At 66.1% G+C, this 13,590-nt stretch carries 12 protein-coding genes; 6 read left to right on the top strand and 6 right to left on the bottom strand.

Going from position 1 to position 13,590, the window contains the following annotated elements:
• Nucleotides 1–682: 682 nt before the first annotated feature.
• Entirely contained in the window at nt 683–1,342 is a 660-nt protein-coding gene (locus ACIRVK_RS38830) for a hypothetical protein (protein ID WP_404255746.1), read from the bottom strand.
• A gap of 90 nt (nt 1,343–1,432) precedes the next feature.
• Between ACIRVK_RS38830 and ACIRVK_RS38825 the strand changes: the two genes are divergently transcribed.
• Both ACIRVK_RS38825 and ACIRVK_RS38820 read left to right on the top strand, forming a co-directional pair.
• Entirely contained in the window at nt 1,433–2,143 is a 711-nt protein-coding gene (locus ACIRVK_RS38825) for a hypothetical protein (RefSeq protein ID WP_404255744.1), read from the top strand.
• Entirely contained in the window at nt 2,140–2,547 is a 408-nt protein-coding gene (locus tag ACIRVK_RS38820) for a hypothetical protein (protein WP_404255742.1), read from the top strand. Before ACIRVK_RS38825 ends, ACIRVK_RS38820 begins: the two co-directional genes overlap by 4 nt.
• A gap of 351 nt (nt 2,548–2,898) precedes the next feature.
• Here ACIRVK_RS38820 and ACIRVK_RS38815 read toward each other — a convergent pair whose 3' ends face one another.
• The 5 genes from ACIRVK_RS38815 to ACIRVK_RS38795 all read right to left on the bottom strand — a co-directional run bounded on the left by ACIRVK_RS38815 (nt 2,899) and on the right by ACIRVK_RS38795 (nt 7,988).
• Nucleotides 2,899–3,177, bottom strand: coding sequence for a hypothetical protein (locus tag ACIRVK_RS38815; RefSeq protein WP_404255740.1), 279 nt, complete (start codon nt 3,175–3,177; stop codon nt 2,899–2,901).
• On the bottom strand, nt 3,141–3,428 hold the full coding sequence (locus tag ACIRVK_RS38810; protein WP_404255738.1) for a hypothetical protein: 288 nt from the start codon (nt 3,426–3,428) through the stop codon (nt 3,141–3,143). The genes ACIRVK_RS38815 and ACIRVK_RS38810 overlap by 37 nt, the downstream gene beginning before the upstream one ends.
• 233 nt (nt 3,429–3,661) lie before the next feature.
• On the bottom strand, nt 3,662–5,107 hold the full coding sequence (locus tag ACIRVK_RS38805) for an endo-1,4-beta-xylanase (RefSeq protein ID WP_404255737.1): 1,446 nt from the start codon (nt 5,105–5,107) through the stop codon (nt 3,662–3,664).
• A gap of 217 nt (nt 5,108–5,324) precedes the next feature.
• Nucleotides 5,325–6,758: a GH1 family beta-glucosidase gene (locus ACIRVK_RS38800; RefSeq protein ID WP_404255735.1), complete on the bottom strand. Its 1,434-nt coding sequence runs from the start codon at nt 6,756–6,758 to the stop codon at nt 5,325–5,327.
• 576 nt (nt 6,759–7,334) lie between these two features.
• A complete protein-coding gene (locus tag ACIRVK_RS38795; RefSeq protein WP_404255733.1) occupies nt 7,335–7,988 on the bottom strand; it encodes a TetR/AcrR family transcriptional regulator in 654 nt (217 codons plus the stop codon).
• A gap of 294 nt (nt 7,989–8,282) precedes the next feature.
• On the opposite strand from ACIRVK_RS38795, the gene ACIRVK_RS38790 reads away from it, so the two are divergent.
• The 4 genes from ACIRVK_RS38790 (at nt 8,283) to ACIRVK_RS38775 (ending at nt 13,566) form a co-directional block, all read left to right on the top strand.
• Nucleotides 8,283–9,530: an extracellular solute-binding protein gene (locus ACIRVK_RS38790; RefSeq protein WP_404255731.1), complete on the top strand. Its 1,248-nt coding sequence runs from the start codon at nt 8,283–8,285 to the stop codon at nt 9,528–9,530.
• A 71-nt stretch (nt 9,531–9,601) separates the two neighbouring features.
• A complete protein-coding gene (locus ACIRVK_RS38785; protein WP_404255729.1) occupies nt 9,602–10,681 on the top strand; it encodes a carbohydrate ABC transporter permease in 1,080 nt (359 codons plus the stop codon).
• On the top strand, nt 10,678–11,595 hold the full coding sequence (locus ACIRVK_RS38780; protein WP_404255727.1) for a carbohydrate ABC transporter permease: 918 nt from the start codon (nt 10,678–10,680) through the stop codon (nt 11,593–11,595). Before ACIRVK_RS38785 ends, ACIRVK_RS38780 begins: the two co-directional genes overlap by 4 nt.
• Nucleotides 11,596–11,730: 135 nt before the next feature.
• The gene (locus tag ACIRVK_RS38775) at nt 11,731–13,566 is read left to right on the top strand and encodes a glycoside hydrolase family 3 protein (protein ID WP_404255725.1); all 1,836 of its coding nucleotides are present in this window, start codon (nt 11,731–11,733) and stop codon (nt 13,564–13,566) included.
• Nucleotides 13,567–13,590: the final 24 nt, after the last annotated feature.

The following is a 13,590-nucleotide window of genomic DNA, read 5'->3' as shown; positions in this document are numbered from 1 at the left end:
ACTGCTTGCGGGACCATCACTCCGCGGATCACACTCAGGAGCTCTTTCACTGTTATTGTCCACAAGTTCGCCTCTGCATTATAAGAAGCGGCTTCCACGCCCGCTCGATTGCATCCCTTGCATAGCACAGAGGGCACGGGCCACGGATCGTAGTAGACGAAGCGAAATCCGTCATCCAGGAATTCACTAAGTGTGATGCAATGGCCAGACCTTCCATCATGGATGAGTATCGTCGCTAGACCCCTCACGCGGCGTTGATCCGTTTCTCGAAGGCAGATTCGAATGAGTAGTTGCACTAGATCTTCCGGCGCGAGAATGCGCTTGTGGCGAACTCGATCCAGGCTTGGAATTTTTTGAGATTGAACTACGTAGATCACCCACGGGAGGTCGGAGACTATTTGCGAGGCGAGAACCAGTTCCTGCATGGTTAGCGGCCGTTCCGAAACCATGTGTTGTTCGTATTCTGCCGCAAACCGTCGATACGTTGCCCCTCTGTTTGCCTCCGTCAAAAACTCGGTCGCTTCCGGTCGGTGCAACCATTCAATCGCAATCCATTCGAATAGGTATCCGGTCAACTCCCATGATTCGAGAGACTCAAGCGGGCTGCGGGGCGCAGTTGCATCCGTTTTTCCCGCCCCGGACCCGCCTCCGAACAGAGGCTCATCAGCACGTGCGTCGCCTCCTACCTGTCCCATAGCAGGACCCCCCAAGATACGGTCGCGGTTGCCGATGCGATCCAGAGCAACACTATTGCGCGGCGAGCCCACCGGTCCATGACTCTGAATCGGCTGGTTCGCCATTGCTTGAACTCCTCAACGGATTCTACCGAGGTAAGCGAGGGGCGAAGAGCGGCCATAAATGCCCCACTGGACGCCAGAAGCATCACTGGTGGAATCACGGCAACCACCTGCCATGAAGTGTTGATCTTGCTGAATCCCAGGAAATTGGTAACCACGAAATAGAGAGGGATCGCACCCGAGGTCACCGAGATCATCATTTTGCAGAATTCACGGATAGTGTCAGCGGATGCCTTGATCCATTCGTTGAGCTCGGCTTCCCATATGTCGTCACCTGGAATGACGGGTCCATGGTGTTCGTTGATGCCGACGATGGTCGAGCCTTCGATGATCTCCCCTTGGAGGTCATAACTGAACCGTCGCTTTGTGTCCGGGCAGGTAAGAAATACCGACCAAGACTCGACTGTAGGAGGCTGCGGCTCGGCCTGGCCGCCAAATAGTTCGATCGGCTGGGCGACGGTCACATCGACCTCAATGCTGTGGTGGCCGTGACACGCCGGGCAGTCTGGCACCTGAACAGCGCGCGTCAACGTCACTGACGTCATATCGTCTCCTGATCGTTTTTGCGGCGATCGGGACCCACTTCTACATGGTGCGGGCGGTGACGAACGCCGTCCACTGATCGGAACAGCTCAGTGAGCAACCTGCGTCCCCCGACGGACATGGGCAGGATGGACGGGGCGCTGCGGACCCTTCAGAACGCGGAACGGGCCAGGGTCACACTTGCTGCATGGACGGTCTGGGAAGTGCCGGGCCAGCGCACACTGCTCACCATGACCTCCGTGCTATTCGGAGAGTTCCAATACCCGACTCCACCGTTAGGCACCAGCGACTCCGGCTTCCGCGATGAGGTCGAAGCCGAGCAAGCCATCGCCCGTGGCCAGCTCCTCGCCGAGATGGGCGCCGACGAAGACCGTCCGACGCTGGCAGGACCGGCCGGAGCCGAGGCCGAACGCCGGCTCGCCGAGTTCGCCCGGCACACCGCCTTCGACGGCCAAGTCGTCACTGACGAAGCCCGCCTGCGCCGCATCGTGGCCCGCCACGACCCGCACATGTACCTGGGGACCTTCGTCACCTGCGTCTACAACCCCGACCGCGCCCTGTGCCGCACGCCCAAAGACCCCGGCGACGGCCAGCCCGTCCTGGCCGAATGCCAGCCCCTGACCTGCCGAAACACCGCCCTCACGTCTGCCAACCGCCAGGCGTTGAACGGCCACCTGACCAAGCTGGAAGAGGCCCTGACTAACCGCGACCGCCTCGCCCCCTATGTCCGCCATCGCCTTGAGGAACAGCACCGTGAAACGGCCGCGTTCCTCGCTCGCCACGCCCCGGAGACCACCGAGTGAAACGTGCCCTGCCCGACGCCGACACCGTCAAGGCCGCCATCGACATGGTCCTCGAAGACGCAGCCACCAGAGGACGCCGCCCAACCGTCACCGCCATCGAGCGGCGCCTCGCCATTCCCCACGCCACTTTCCACCGCCATTACGCCGACCTGATCGACACTCACTTCCGGCCCCGGATCCCCGCGGCCCGCGCCGAGACGCACAGGGACCAGCCGAAGGCCAACGAGACGAAGGAGGAGAACCTGCACCGACTGCGGAAGGAGAACACCGACCTGCGCCTGACCCTCGCCCTGTACGAGGAGGCCATCCGCCAGCTCACTCTCGAAAACCACGCCCTGCGCAACGGCGCCACCGTCGTCCCCCTCCCCACCCGCAGTCGGGCCTCCCCACCATCACCGACCTGACCTGGGCCCATCCGGATCCGCTGAGCGCGCGAGACGGGGAAGACCCGCGTAGATGTGATGGTGTGGCCCTACTCGGCTCGCGAGTCTGTGTGCTCCTGGAGTGGCGGTTCGCCTGGAGCCAGGCGAAGAACGACCCTCGCTGACTCCGGCACTGGCGGCCCGTTCTCCGGTGCGCGGTTGGTGGGCGGTGATGTCCATCGCGGAGAACGCTCCGTCGTGGATGCGCGGGGCGAGACGGTCGCGGTGGAACCTTCGAGATGCCCTGCTGTCCTGGGCTGATTGGTGTCGTGAGAACAACAGTCATCGCAGGTAGCAGGGCATCTCTTGGGTGGATCCAAGCCCAGTGGGCCATCACGGGCTCGCCCTCCGACGGCTCCAGGCCTGGTTCGGAATCAGGAACGCGGCGATCACCGCACCGACCACTAAGAACCCGGAGCCCCACGCGAGGGTGGCTGTGTAGCCCTCGACCCCGGCCTGCGCCGCTGCCAGCGCGCTGGGCTTGTGCGAGGACAGGTAGTTGGTCGCGGCCGACGAGGCGACGGTGGTCAGTAGCGCCGTGCTGATGGAGCCGCCGGTTTGCTGACCGGTGTTGATCAGCTCCGAGGCGACGCCCGCGTCCTCGTGGTGCACGCCGGCGGTCCGAGCAGCGCCGCGCCGACGATCATGGAGCCGAGGGCGACCGGGTTGGTCCAGCTGGTGGACTCGACGTGCGCGAACCCGTAGACGACGGCGAACAGCGCGGCGCTGACCACGACGATGCCCGGAATAGCGAGTTGGGGCTCCTTGGTGATCACGGGCTTGGCCAGCAGCAGCAATGCACCGATCAGGGCGGGGACCGCGAAGACGACGTTCACGTACATCACCCAGCGCCCGACGCCCATTCGGTGAGCATGATGCCGCCGAGCAGCAGCCCGATCGTGCCGCCCGCCCGGTCAGAGGCGGGGGTATGTCGGCGGCGAGTGGCACCCCGTGGACGGCGCGGAGCAAGTACCCGTGCAGTCGTTCCAAGGCGCCCTCGTCCGGTCCGGCGAGCGCCTTCGGCGCAAACTGCCCCAGCCGGGCGAAGTACCCGCCACACCGGTTCCCGCCCATCGGCCGCGCCCAGCGCCTCCCGCTAAGGTGCGGTGCGCCCCTGGCCGACCATCAGGCCCAGCCAGGGCGCGGGGCATGTACTCGAAGGCGTACCGGGATCGCTTCTAAGGGCTGTCCCGGGCTTGCAGACGGTGACGGTCGTGGTGTTGGTGGCCGTCGTGCCCTTCGAGTTGATCAGTTCGGCCCGGTACACGTAGGTACCGTTGGGCTTATCGGTGAAGGTGGTCTTGACCGACTGCGAAGTGCCGGGTCCTGGGTCGGGGACGCGTGCGGAGATGAGCTTGCCGTTCTCGTACAGGCGGTAGAAGCTGCCCCGGGTCCCGTGCCTGAGGTTCATCGTGACGCTGTAGTCGCCGTCGTGGCGGCCGTGCGTCCGTCCGCTGGTGTTCGAGAGGGTGCCGGCGCCCGGTGCCGAAGTGTTTTGGACGAAGCTCTGTAGCGCGTCCCGGACGGCGAAGTAGGCCGGCTTGGGGTTGTAGTCCTCGTCGAACATGAGCGGCTTCGCGCCGGGAAGCCAGGTGTAGGCGTGCTTGTCGGTGAAGCCCCAGAAGCTGATGTCTCGGATTCCGGCCGCCAGCGCCTCAGCGACGATGTCACCGTAGATCTGCGTCTGCTGGTCGACGTCGTAGGTGTGCACGTCGAGTTCGGTGATGGCGACGTCGAGTCCGAGAGCGTGGTAGGAGTTCGCCATCTGCGTGATGACCCCGGGCTCGGGACCCGCCTGGGTCTCGTGCATCTCGAGGCCCACGCCGTCGATGGGGACGCCGTCGGCGACCAGGCCGGCGACGAGGTCATAGAGCTCTTGGCGCTTTTCCGGGGAGAACTCCACCAGGGATTCGTTGATGAACAGCTTGGCCTTGGGGTCGGCTGCGTGCGCGATGCGGAAGGCTTCCGCGATGTAGTTCGGACCGAGAACCTTGTAGAAGTCGTTGTGCACCAGGCCGGTTCCGCCCTCGATGGAGAACGGCTCGGTCACGACGTCCCACCGGTCCATTTTGCCGGCGTAGCGGTCCATGATCGTATTGAAGTGGGTTCGCATGACCGAGCGGAGTTCGTCTGGGTCGGTGATCGCGGTCACGTAGTCCGGGTTGCAGCAGCCTGAGATGAGGCCGTGACCCTTGACCGTCATGTTGTGGTCTTTTGCGAAGTCGACGAGTCGGTCGAGTCCGGCGAAGTCGAAGGTGTTTTTCTGGGGTTGGACGAAGTTCCACTTGAGCTCGTTCTCGGGCGACAGGCTGTTGAATTGATCCGCCAGGACCTCGCTGAACTGGGGTTCGTCAAGGTAGTTGGGGTTGATCGCCCCAGACCCGATGAGGATCCCATCGCGCGCAGCCAGTTCGCGGAGAGTGGGGGGTGAATCTGCTGAGGCGTCGGCGACTGGGATGGCCGCCGTCGCGAGTCCCATGGTTACCGTTGCGAGCGCCGCAACGATGCGGTGCATTCTCATGGAATGGTGCCTCGCATTCATGTGTGATGGATGGCCCGGAGCGCGGCAGCGCGCGGGGGATTGGGGTGTTTCGCTGCAGGCGGTATCGCGAGCAGGGTGGGGTGCCGGGGCCGCTGCTCGGGGTTCGTCGACTGCGGGAGCTGACCTGATCGGTACTGTGTCGGGCATGTGGCGCCCTGCGGTGTCTTCACCTGGCCGCGATGTTGTTTCAGGGTCCGCCCAGACCCGCCCGGTCATCTCACTGGTTGGCGAGGACCGGGATGACCTTCGTTGCACACATTTCGGAGAGCCAGTGCGCGCTCAGCTTCGGAATGCGTTCTTGAGTGTCGTAGTCGACGCGGATGACCCCGAAGCGAGGGCCGTATCCCTCGGCCCATTCGAAGTTGTCGAGCAGCGACCACACGAGGTATCCGACGACGTTCGCGCCGCGTTCCCGAGCGCGGTGGGTCGCTGTTGCGTGATCGATGAGGAACTGCGTCCGGTCGCGATCCAGGACCACGCGCTGGCCATTGAATTCGCTGACCACGTCCGCGAATGCCGCACCGTTCTCCATGACCATGATGGGCAACTCGGGAAACTCTTTCGAGAGGGCGACCAAGTGGTCCTCCAGCCCTCGTGGCTCGATTCCCCAGTCCATGGCTGTTCGCTCCAGATCGTCGCGGCGGACGATCTCGAGGCGCTCCGAGCCCGGAAACGCCGTGCCGCCCGTGGCTTCGGTGGCGGCGTCGAAGTCCGGATTCACACGTACGTGCATGACCTCGTAGTAGTTGACCCCGAGCAGGTCGATCGGTTGATGGCAGATCTCGACGTCGCCCGGGTGTACGAAGCTCCAGTCGGTGAAGGCGCGGGTGTCGTCGAGGAGGTCGGCCGGGTACTCCCCGCGAAGCATCGGCCCTGTGAAGACGCGGTTAGCCACGGCGTCGAAGCGGCGCGCGGCTTCAGCGTCCTGTGGGGTCTCGGCTTCGATGCGGAAGATGTTCAGCACCACGGAGATCTGCGCGGCGGGGTGCTTTACGGTTCGCCGCAGTGCTGCCACCGCGAGTCCGTGCGAGAGGTTGAGATGGTGTGCGGCCTTGAGCGCGTCCGCGTGGCTCTGCGCACCGGGGGCGAACGCCCCGCTGCCGTACCCGGCGAACGAGTTGTTCCACGGCTCGTTGTGCGTCGACCACATGGCGACCCGATCTCCGAGGGCGGCGCCCACGATCTCCGCGTACTTCTCGAAGGCGAAGGCGGTCTCGCGTCCCCGCCAGCCACCGTAGCGGTCCTCCAGCGCCTGCGGGAGATCCCAGTGGTTGAGCGTCACGATCGGCATAATTCCGCGTGCGAGCAGGCCGTCGGTGAGCCGCGAGTAGAACGCCAGGCCCTCTGGATTGACGTCACCTTCGCCCGTGGGCATCACACGCGGCCACGAGATGGAGAAGCGGTAGGCGCCGAGAGTGAGGGAGGCCATCAGGTCAAGATCGGTCTCGACCTGGTGATAGTGGTCCGCGGCGACGTCACCGGTTGCGCCATTGGCGGTCTTTCCCGGCGTGTGGCTGAAGGTGTCCCAGATGGACGGGCCCCGTCCGCCTTCGCCCGCGCCTCCCTCGATCTGGTAGGCGGCAGTGGCGGCCCCGAGGACGAAGTCGGGCGGGAACGTCAGATGCCCGCGCGCGATCGAGTCGCTGTACATAAATCAGCCTCTCTGGTGACGTGGCCGAAAACCTAACACCTGAACTGTAATCGGCACAGAGGCTGAACGAACTTTGGCGGCTCGCCCTCAGCAGGCCTTCACGCCGCGGCCGGCATCCGGCGGCATCACCGCTGATCAGGGAAGCGTGAGGTACTGATGGGAAGGCATGGCCGAGCGCCGTGGGCTTGTATGGCCTCCCCCCTTTAAGGGTGCCGCTCTGGCGAGCCGGAGCCCGGAGTACTGAAGAGTGCACGCATGGGCGCAGGTGCGTGAGATTCTCCGCGAGCGCGAACCCCATCGCCCTCGGCGCGCTCCCACCTGGTGCGTCAGGCGGCCGCGCGCACGCATGAACATGAGAGGGTAGACCGCACGGCCCCCTCGCAGGCTCCCGGCATGCGCCGGCACCCCCGACTGCGGGCGCGGTCGCCGGCTGGCTCGTCAGGTGACTGGGCGCAACGAAGCGACTCGTCACCGCCTACCAGGCGGCGACGGAGATGCTCCCTCTACCCGGGCCGACGCGCCTCCCGCTTGCCCAGGACAGGCCTCGACCGCGCCTGCGCCGGGGGCGTCCAGCCTTTAGGCGGAGCCGTCGTCGCCCTGGCGCCGGTCGGAGTCTTGCGGCATCGGGTGCTGTGACCAGTGCGCCCGGGCAGCTGCCACGAGGCGCCAGAAAGCGTCGACAGCCTCGACGACGTCGAGGTCGTCCCGGTATCGCCGCTGGAGCTGCAGTCCGTCCTGCACAGCAATCCCCAGGGTGGCGATCACCTCCGCACTGACCCCCATGGGGGCACGCTCGGCGGCCTCGGGACCAGGATCGAGCGTCTGCGTCTGAGCCGCGCGGTAATGCTCGACGAAGTACGTGTGCGCCGGGTGATCGCGATCGATCGCCTCGGCGGAGAGGATGATGAACAGGGACGTCAGCCCCTCGTGCTCCGCGGAATGACGCGCGACCTCCCGCGACTGGGTCGCGACGTCGGTGGCGTGGACCTCCGACAGGTAGTCGGCGACTGACGAGTCACGCAACCCGAGCACCTCTACGAGGAGTTCTTCCTTGTCGGCGAAGTGGTGGAGGACCCCTGTCTGCGTGAGGTTCATACGCCTGGCGAGCTCGCGCATCGACGAGTGCGCGTATCCGGATTCCGCGAAGAGCTCGGCCGCAGCGGCGATGATCTCTCGGCGGCGCTGAAGCCCCTTGCGATAGGGCCCCCGAGGCCCGGTCTGTTCCGCCATGTCCTCAACATACAGCGAGGCCGTGGCGCGCTCGGCCCGAGTGTGGGCGTGACGATGAGAACCCCGCGAATACTTGTCACGTGAACTGTGTTGAGTGATACTGACCGCCACCGCGACATCCGAGACGCACCTCAGCCGGGGACGCAGCAGCGTGTGCAACCTTCGGGCGAAAGGGTTCGCGCATACCGCAGGAGCAAGCAGCGGCCCGGGACGGCCGCCCTTGTCACCGCGGGATCTAGGCATACCGCCTGAGACAAAGGACTACAGATGCGATCCACCCGAAGAGTCATCGCTGTGCTTGCAGCGGCCTCGCTGACCGTCCTCGCCGCTGGTTGCGGTGCCGGCGACCAGGGCGACGCCGACGGCAAGATCACCCTCAAGGTCTCGACGTTCAGCGAGTGGGGGTACGGCGACCTGCTGAAGGAGTACCAGAAGCTGCACCCCGAGATCACGATCAAGCACAACCGCTTCGCCACGAGCGATGCGGCCAAGGAACAGTTCCAGACCGCTCTCGGCGCGGGCTCGGGGCTCGCCGACGTGGTCGGTGTCGACAACAGCTGGCTCCCGCAGGTCCTGCAGCACCCGGACAACTTCGTGGACCTCTCCTCTCCGAAGGTCAAGGGCCGTTGGAAGGACTGGACCGCCAAGCTCGCGACCACCAACGACGGCAAGCTGCTCGGCTACGCGACGGACATCGGCCCGCAGTCCATCGCGTACCGCAGCGACCTGTTCAAGGCGGCCGGCCTGCCGACGGATCGCGAGGCGGTGGCCAAGCTGTTCGGGGGCGCCAACGCGACATGGGACGACTTCTTCGCCGTCGGCGAGAAGTTCAAGGCCGCCAAGACGGGCCCCGCGTTCTACGACGCATCGGCCTCGGTCGCGACCAGCTGGGGTGACCAGTACAAGGTGCTCTGGGAGGACCCCAAGACCGGCGACGTCATCGCAGGCCATAACAAGGATCTTCGGAACATCTACGACACGGTCACGTCACACGAGGACCTCTCGGCTCATCTGGCGCGGTGGAGCGAGGACTGGGTGAGCGCGTTCCAGAAGGACAAGTTCGCGGTCATGCTTGCACCGTCGTGGATGCTGGGTGTGATCAAGGGCAACGCCGCCGGAGTCAAGGGATGGGACATCGCCGACGTCTTCCCCGGCGGCGGTGTCAACAGCGGCGGGTCGTACCTCACCGTGCCGACGCAGTCGAAGCACCCCAAGGAAGCGCAGGCGCTCGCGGAGTGGCTCACTGCCCCTGAGCAGCAGCTGAAGGCGTTCAAGACGACGGGTAACTTCCCCAGCCAGGTCGAGGCCCAGCGCAGCGCCCAGTTGCAAAAGGTGACCGATCCCTTCTTCAGCAATGCGCCCGTGGGGAAGATCCTCACCGACCGCGCGTCGGCGATCACCACCATTCCGTACAAGGGTGACAACTACTTCGCGATCACGGCGGCGTTCAACAACGCGATCAACCGTGTCTCGGTCGACAAGACCGACTCTGCGAAGAAGTCGTGGGACACGTTCGTCGACGATCTGGACGCGCTGAAGTGATCGGTTCGTCCGCGCACTCGGGGAGGCCCGCCACGGCGGGCGTCCCCGAGTCACCACCGAAGGAAGAGCGCATGCCCCATCCGGCAGCGAGCACGTCGGCCCGCACCGGCGCCTCCCCTCCACAACCGCCCGCCTCCTGGCGTCAGCGTCTCGGCCGCTGGGACATGAAGGCGTCGCCGTACGCCTACATCTCACCGTTCTTCATCCTGTTCGGCCTCGTCGGACTGTTCCCGCTCCTCTACACCGCGTACGTCTCGCTGCACGACTGGGACCTCATCGGCGGCCAGGGCGGCTTCGTCGGGCTCGACAACTTCACCTTCGTCCTCGATCAGCCGGTCTTCTGGGACTCGCTGGGCAACACCGTCAGCATCTTCCTGCTGTCGACGGTCCCCCAGATCGCGCTCGCGCTCGTACTCGCCAGCCTCCTGCACGCGAACATCCGCGCGCGGACCTTCTGGCGGATGGGGGTGCTGCTGCCCTACGTCATCGCCCCGGTCGCCGTATCGCTGATCTTCTCGCGCATGTTCGCCGACCAGTCCGGCCTGGTCAACGCGGTGCTCGGGCACATCGGAGTGGACCCGGTCGGCTGGCACCGGGACAGCACGCCGGCGCACATCGTCATCGCCAACATGGTCAACTTCCGGTGGACCGGCTTCAACACGCTCGTGCTGCTGGCCGCCATGCAGGCGATCTCCCGTGACCTGTACGAAGCGGCGATCCTCGACGGCGCGGGACGGGTGCGGCAGTTCTTCTCCGTCACGGTGCCGTCCGTGCGTCCGACGATCATCTTCGTCGTGATCACGTCCACGATCGGCGGCCTGCAGATCTTCGACGAGCCGCGGCTGTACGACACGCAGGGGCTCGGCGGGAGCTCGGGGCAGTGGAAGACGATCACTCTGTACCTGTACGAGCTCGGCTGGAATCAGCAAAGGCTGGGCCGCGCCGCAGCCGTCGCGTGGCTGCTCTTCCTGCTGATCATCGTGTTCGCGCTGGTCAGCCACTGGCTGTCGCGCCGCATCGCCTCCGGCGACGATCCGGTCGCCGTCCCCCGAAAGGCGCGCCGCGCCGCCCGACGTGACACGAGCGGGGCAGCAGCCGTCACGCCCGCCTCCTCCGCATCGTCCGGTGACACACCCGGGAGCAGCACGTGACCAGGCCCTCCATCCCGTACATCGAGCAGACATCCGGTCGCGGTGCGGCCCGGGCGGCGGCACGCCGCCGTCGCAGGCGGGATCACGGTGCCGAGCGCCGGCCCGGATGGATGACCTACGTCGTCCTCACCGTGGTCGCGCTCGTCTCGATCTTCCCGCTCTACTACACGCTCCTGCTCGCGTCGTCGACATCGGCGGAGGTCGCGCAGCACCCGATCCCCTCGCTGATCCCGGGCGGGCATCTGGGCGACAACCTCGTACGCGTCTTCGAGTCCGACATCGATCTGCCGCACGCGGTCTGGAATTCCGTCTTCGTGTCGGTGACGACGGCGCTCGCGGTCGTGTTCCTGTCCACGCTGGCGGGCTTCGCCTTCGCGAAGCTGCGGTTCAAAGGGCGGGCCGCTCTTCTCGCGTTCGTCGTGGCCACCATGGCGGTCCCCACACAGCTGGGCGTGGTGCCCCTGTTCATCGTCATGCGCGAGCTGGGACTGACGGGAAGCCTGTGGGCAGTGATCATCCCTGGCGTCGCATCCGCCTTCGGGGTGTTCTGGATGACGCAATACCTCCAGGCGGCGCTGCCCTATGAGCTCATCGAAGCCGCCCGCATCGACGGCGCGTCGACCTTCCGGATCTTCCGCTCCATTGTGCTGCCGGCCGCCAGACCAGCGTTGGCGATGCTCGGACTGTTCACCTTCATCGGGGCGTGGACCAACTTCTTCTGGCCGTCGATCGTGCTCGGAACGACCAACCCGACACTGCCCGTCGCGCTGCAACTTCTGCAGACCGGGTTCTTCAAGGACATCCCCCTGATCATGGCCGGCGTGCTCGTGTCGGTGGTGCCGCTGCTGACGCTGTTCGTCATCCTCGGCAAGCAGCTCGTCGCCGGCGTCATGCAGGGAGCCATCAAGGGATGACGCTGCTGGCCGCAGCGCCCGACCGGACCGAAGTGCGCCGCGCTGTGCTGCGCCGGCGCTGAGTCCGAGCCCCCGCCTTGCCGAGGCCGCCCCCAAGGCCCCGGAGACGAATCTGAGAGGAACCACCGACCCCCCATGCACGAGACGACCGCACCGGACCGCATCACATTCCGCGACCTCAACGGCAACGGCCGCATGGACCCGTACGAGGACCCACGGCTCAGCGCCGAGGAACGCACCGAGGACCTCCTGTCCCGGCTCTCGCTCGAAGAGAAGGTCGGTCTCCTCTTCCACACGGTCATCGAGATCGGCCCAGAGGGCACTGTCCTCGAGGAGCCCGGCGCGATCAGCAAGTCGCCCACCAGCGAGGTGATCCTCGCCAGGGGCATGAACCACTTCAACGTGCACCGCATCGAAGACGCCCGGACGGCCGCACGATGGAACAACGCGATCCAGCGGCTGGCCGAGAAGACGCCGCACGGTATCCCGGTGACCATTTCCACGGACCCGCGGCACGGGTTCCTGGAGAATGTCGGGGCGTCCTTCACAGCGGGCCCGTTCTCGCAGTGGCCCGACGGGCTCGGTCTCGCGGCGCTGCGCGACCCCGATGCCGTGCGCGAGTTCGCACGACGGGCGCGCGACGAGTACCGCGCGGTAGGAATCCGCATGGCGCTGCATCCCCAGGTCGACCTTGCCAGCGAGCCCAGGTGGGCACGTCAGCTCCAGACCTTCGGCGCCGGCACCGATCTCGTGGTGGCGTACACACGCGCGTACCTCGAAGGCTTCCAGGGCGCCACCCTGGACTCGACGAGCGTCGCCTGCGTCACCAAGCACTTTCCGGGCGCTGGCCCGCAGTTGGACGGCGAGGACGCGCACTTCCCCTACGGCCGTGAGCAGGTCTACCCGAGCGGGGCGTTCGAGGAGCATATGCGCCCCTTCACCGCCGCCATCGAACACGGCACCGCCGCGATCATGCCGTACTACGGGATGCCCGTCGGGCTCGAGATCGACGGCGTACCGATCGAGGAAGTCGGGTTTGGGTACAACAAGCAGATCCTCACTGGACTCCTGCGCGACAAGCTCGGCTACGACGGGCTGATCATCACGGACTGGGAGCTGGTGAACGACAACGTCGTCGGGGACCAGGTCCTGCCCGCCCGCGCGTGGGGCGTCGAGGAGCTCGACGCCCGCGCGCGCCTGGTCAAAATCCTCGAAGCCGGCGCGGACCAGTTCGGCGGCGAGCAGTGCACGGACCTGCTGCTCGACCTCGTGCGCAACGGCGTCGTCACGCAGAGCAGAATCGACGAGTCGGCGCGCCGCGTCCTGCTGGTCAAGTTCCGCCTCGGCCTCTTCGACGACCCCTTCGTCGACGAGGAGGCCGCCGCGGCCGTCGTGGGCAACGCCGCAACCCGTCAGGCCGGTTTGGAGGCGCAGTCCCGATCGGTCACCGTCCTCAAGAACTCCGTCGTCCACGGTGCGCCCCTGCTCCCGCTCACCCGAGGCGCGAGAGTGTACGCGGAGGGCATCGAACCGCAGGCCCTCGCACGGGCCGCCACTCCTGCGGCCACGCCCCAGGAGGCGGACCTCGCCATCGTGCGCATCGACGCGCCCTTCGAACCACGGGACGACCTGTTCCTGGAGTCGTACTTCCACCAGGGGTCTCTCGAACTGCCGCCCGGCCTCGTGCACCGGCTGCGCGTGATCGCCCAGCAGATCCCGCTGATCGTGGATGTCGCTCTGGACCGCCCCGCCATCCTCACGCCGCTGATCGACGCGCTCGCCGGCCTCACGGTGACCTTCGGCGTCTCGGACGACGCCCTGCTCGCCGCCCTCACCGGCCGCATCGCCCCCCAGGGCAGGCTTCCCGTCGAGCTGCCCCGATCGATGCAGGCCGTGCGAGAGTCCGCGCCCGACGCGCCGGCGAACACCCCCGACCCGCTGTTTCCCCTGGGTTCCGGGCTGCAGATCTGATGTCCCGTTCGTACAGAAGGAGCA

The sequence above is a fragment of the Streptomyces sp. NPDC101152 genome, assembly GCF_044768275.1.
GTDB lineage: Bacteria > Actinomycetota > Actinomycetes > Streptomycetales > Streptomycetaceae > Streptomyces.
Note: the sequence above shows the minus strand (reverse complement) of the source record. Positions and strands in the feature narration are given on the sequence as shown.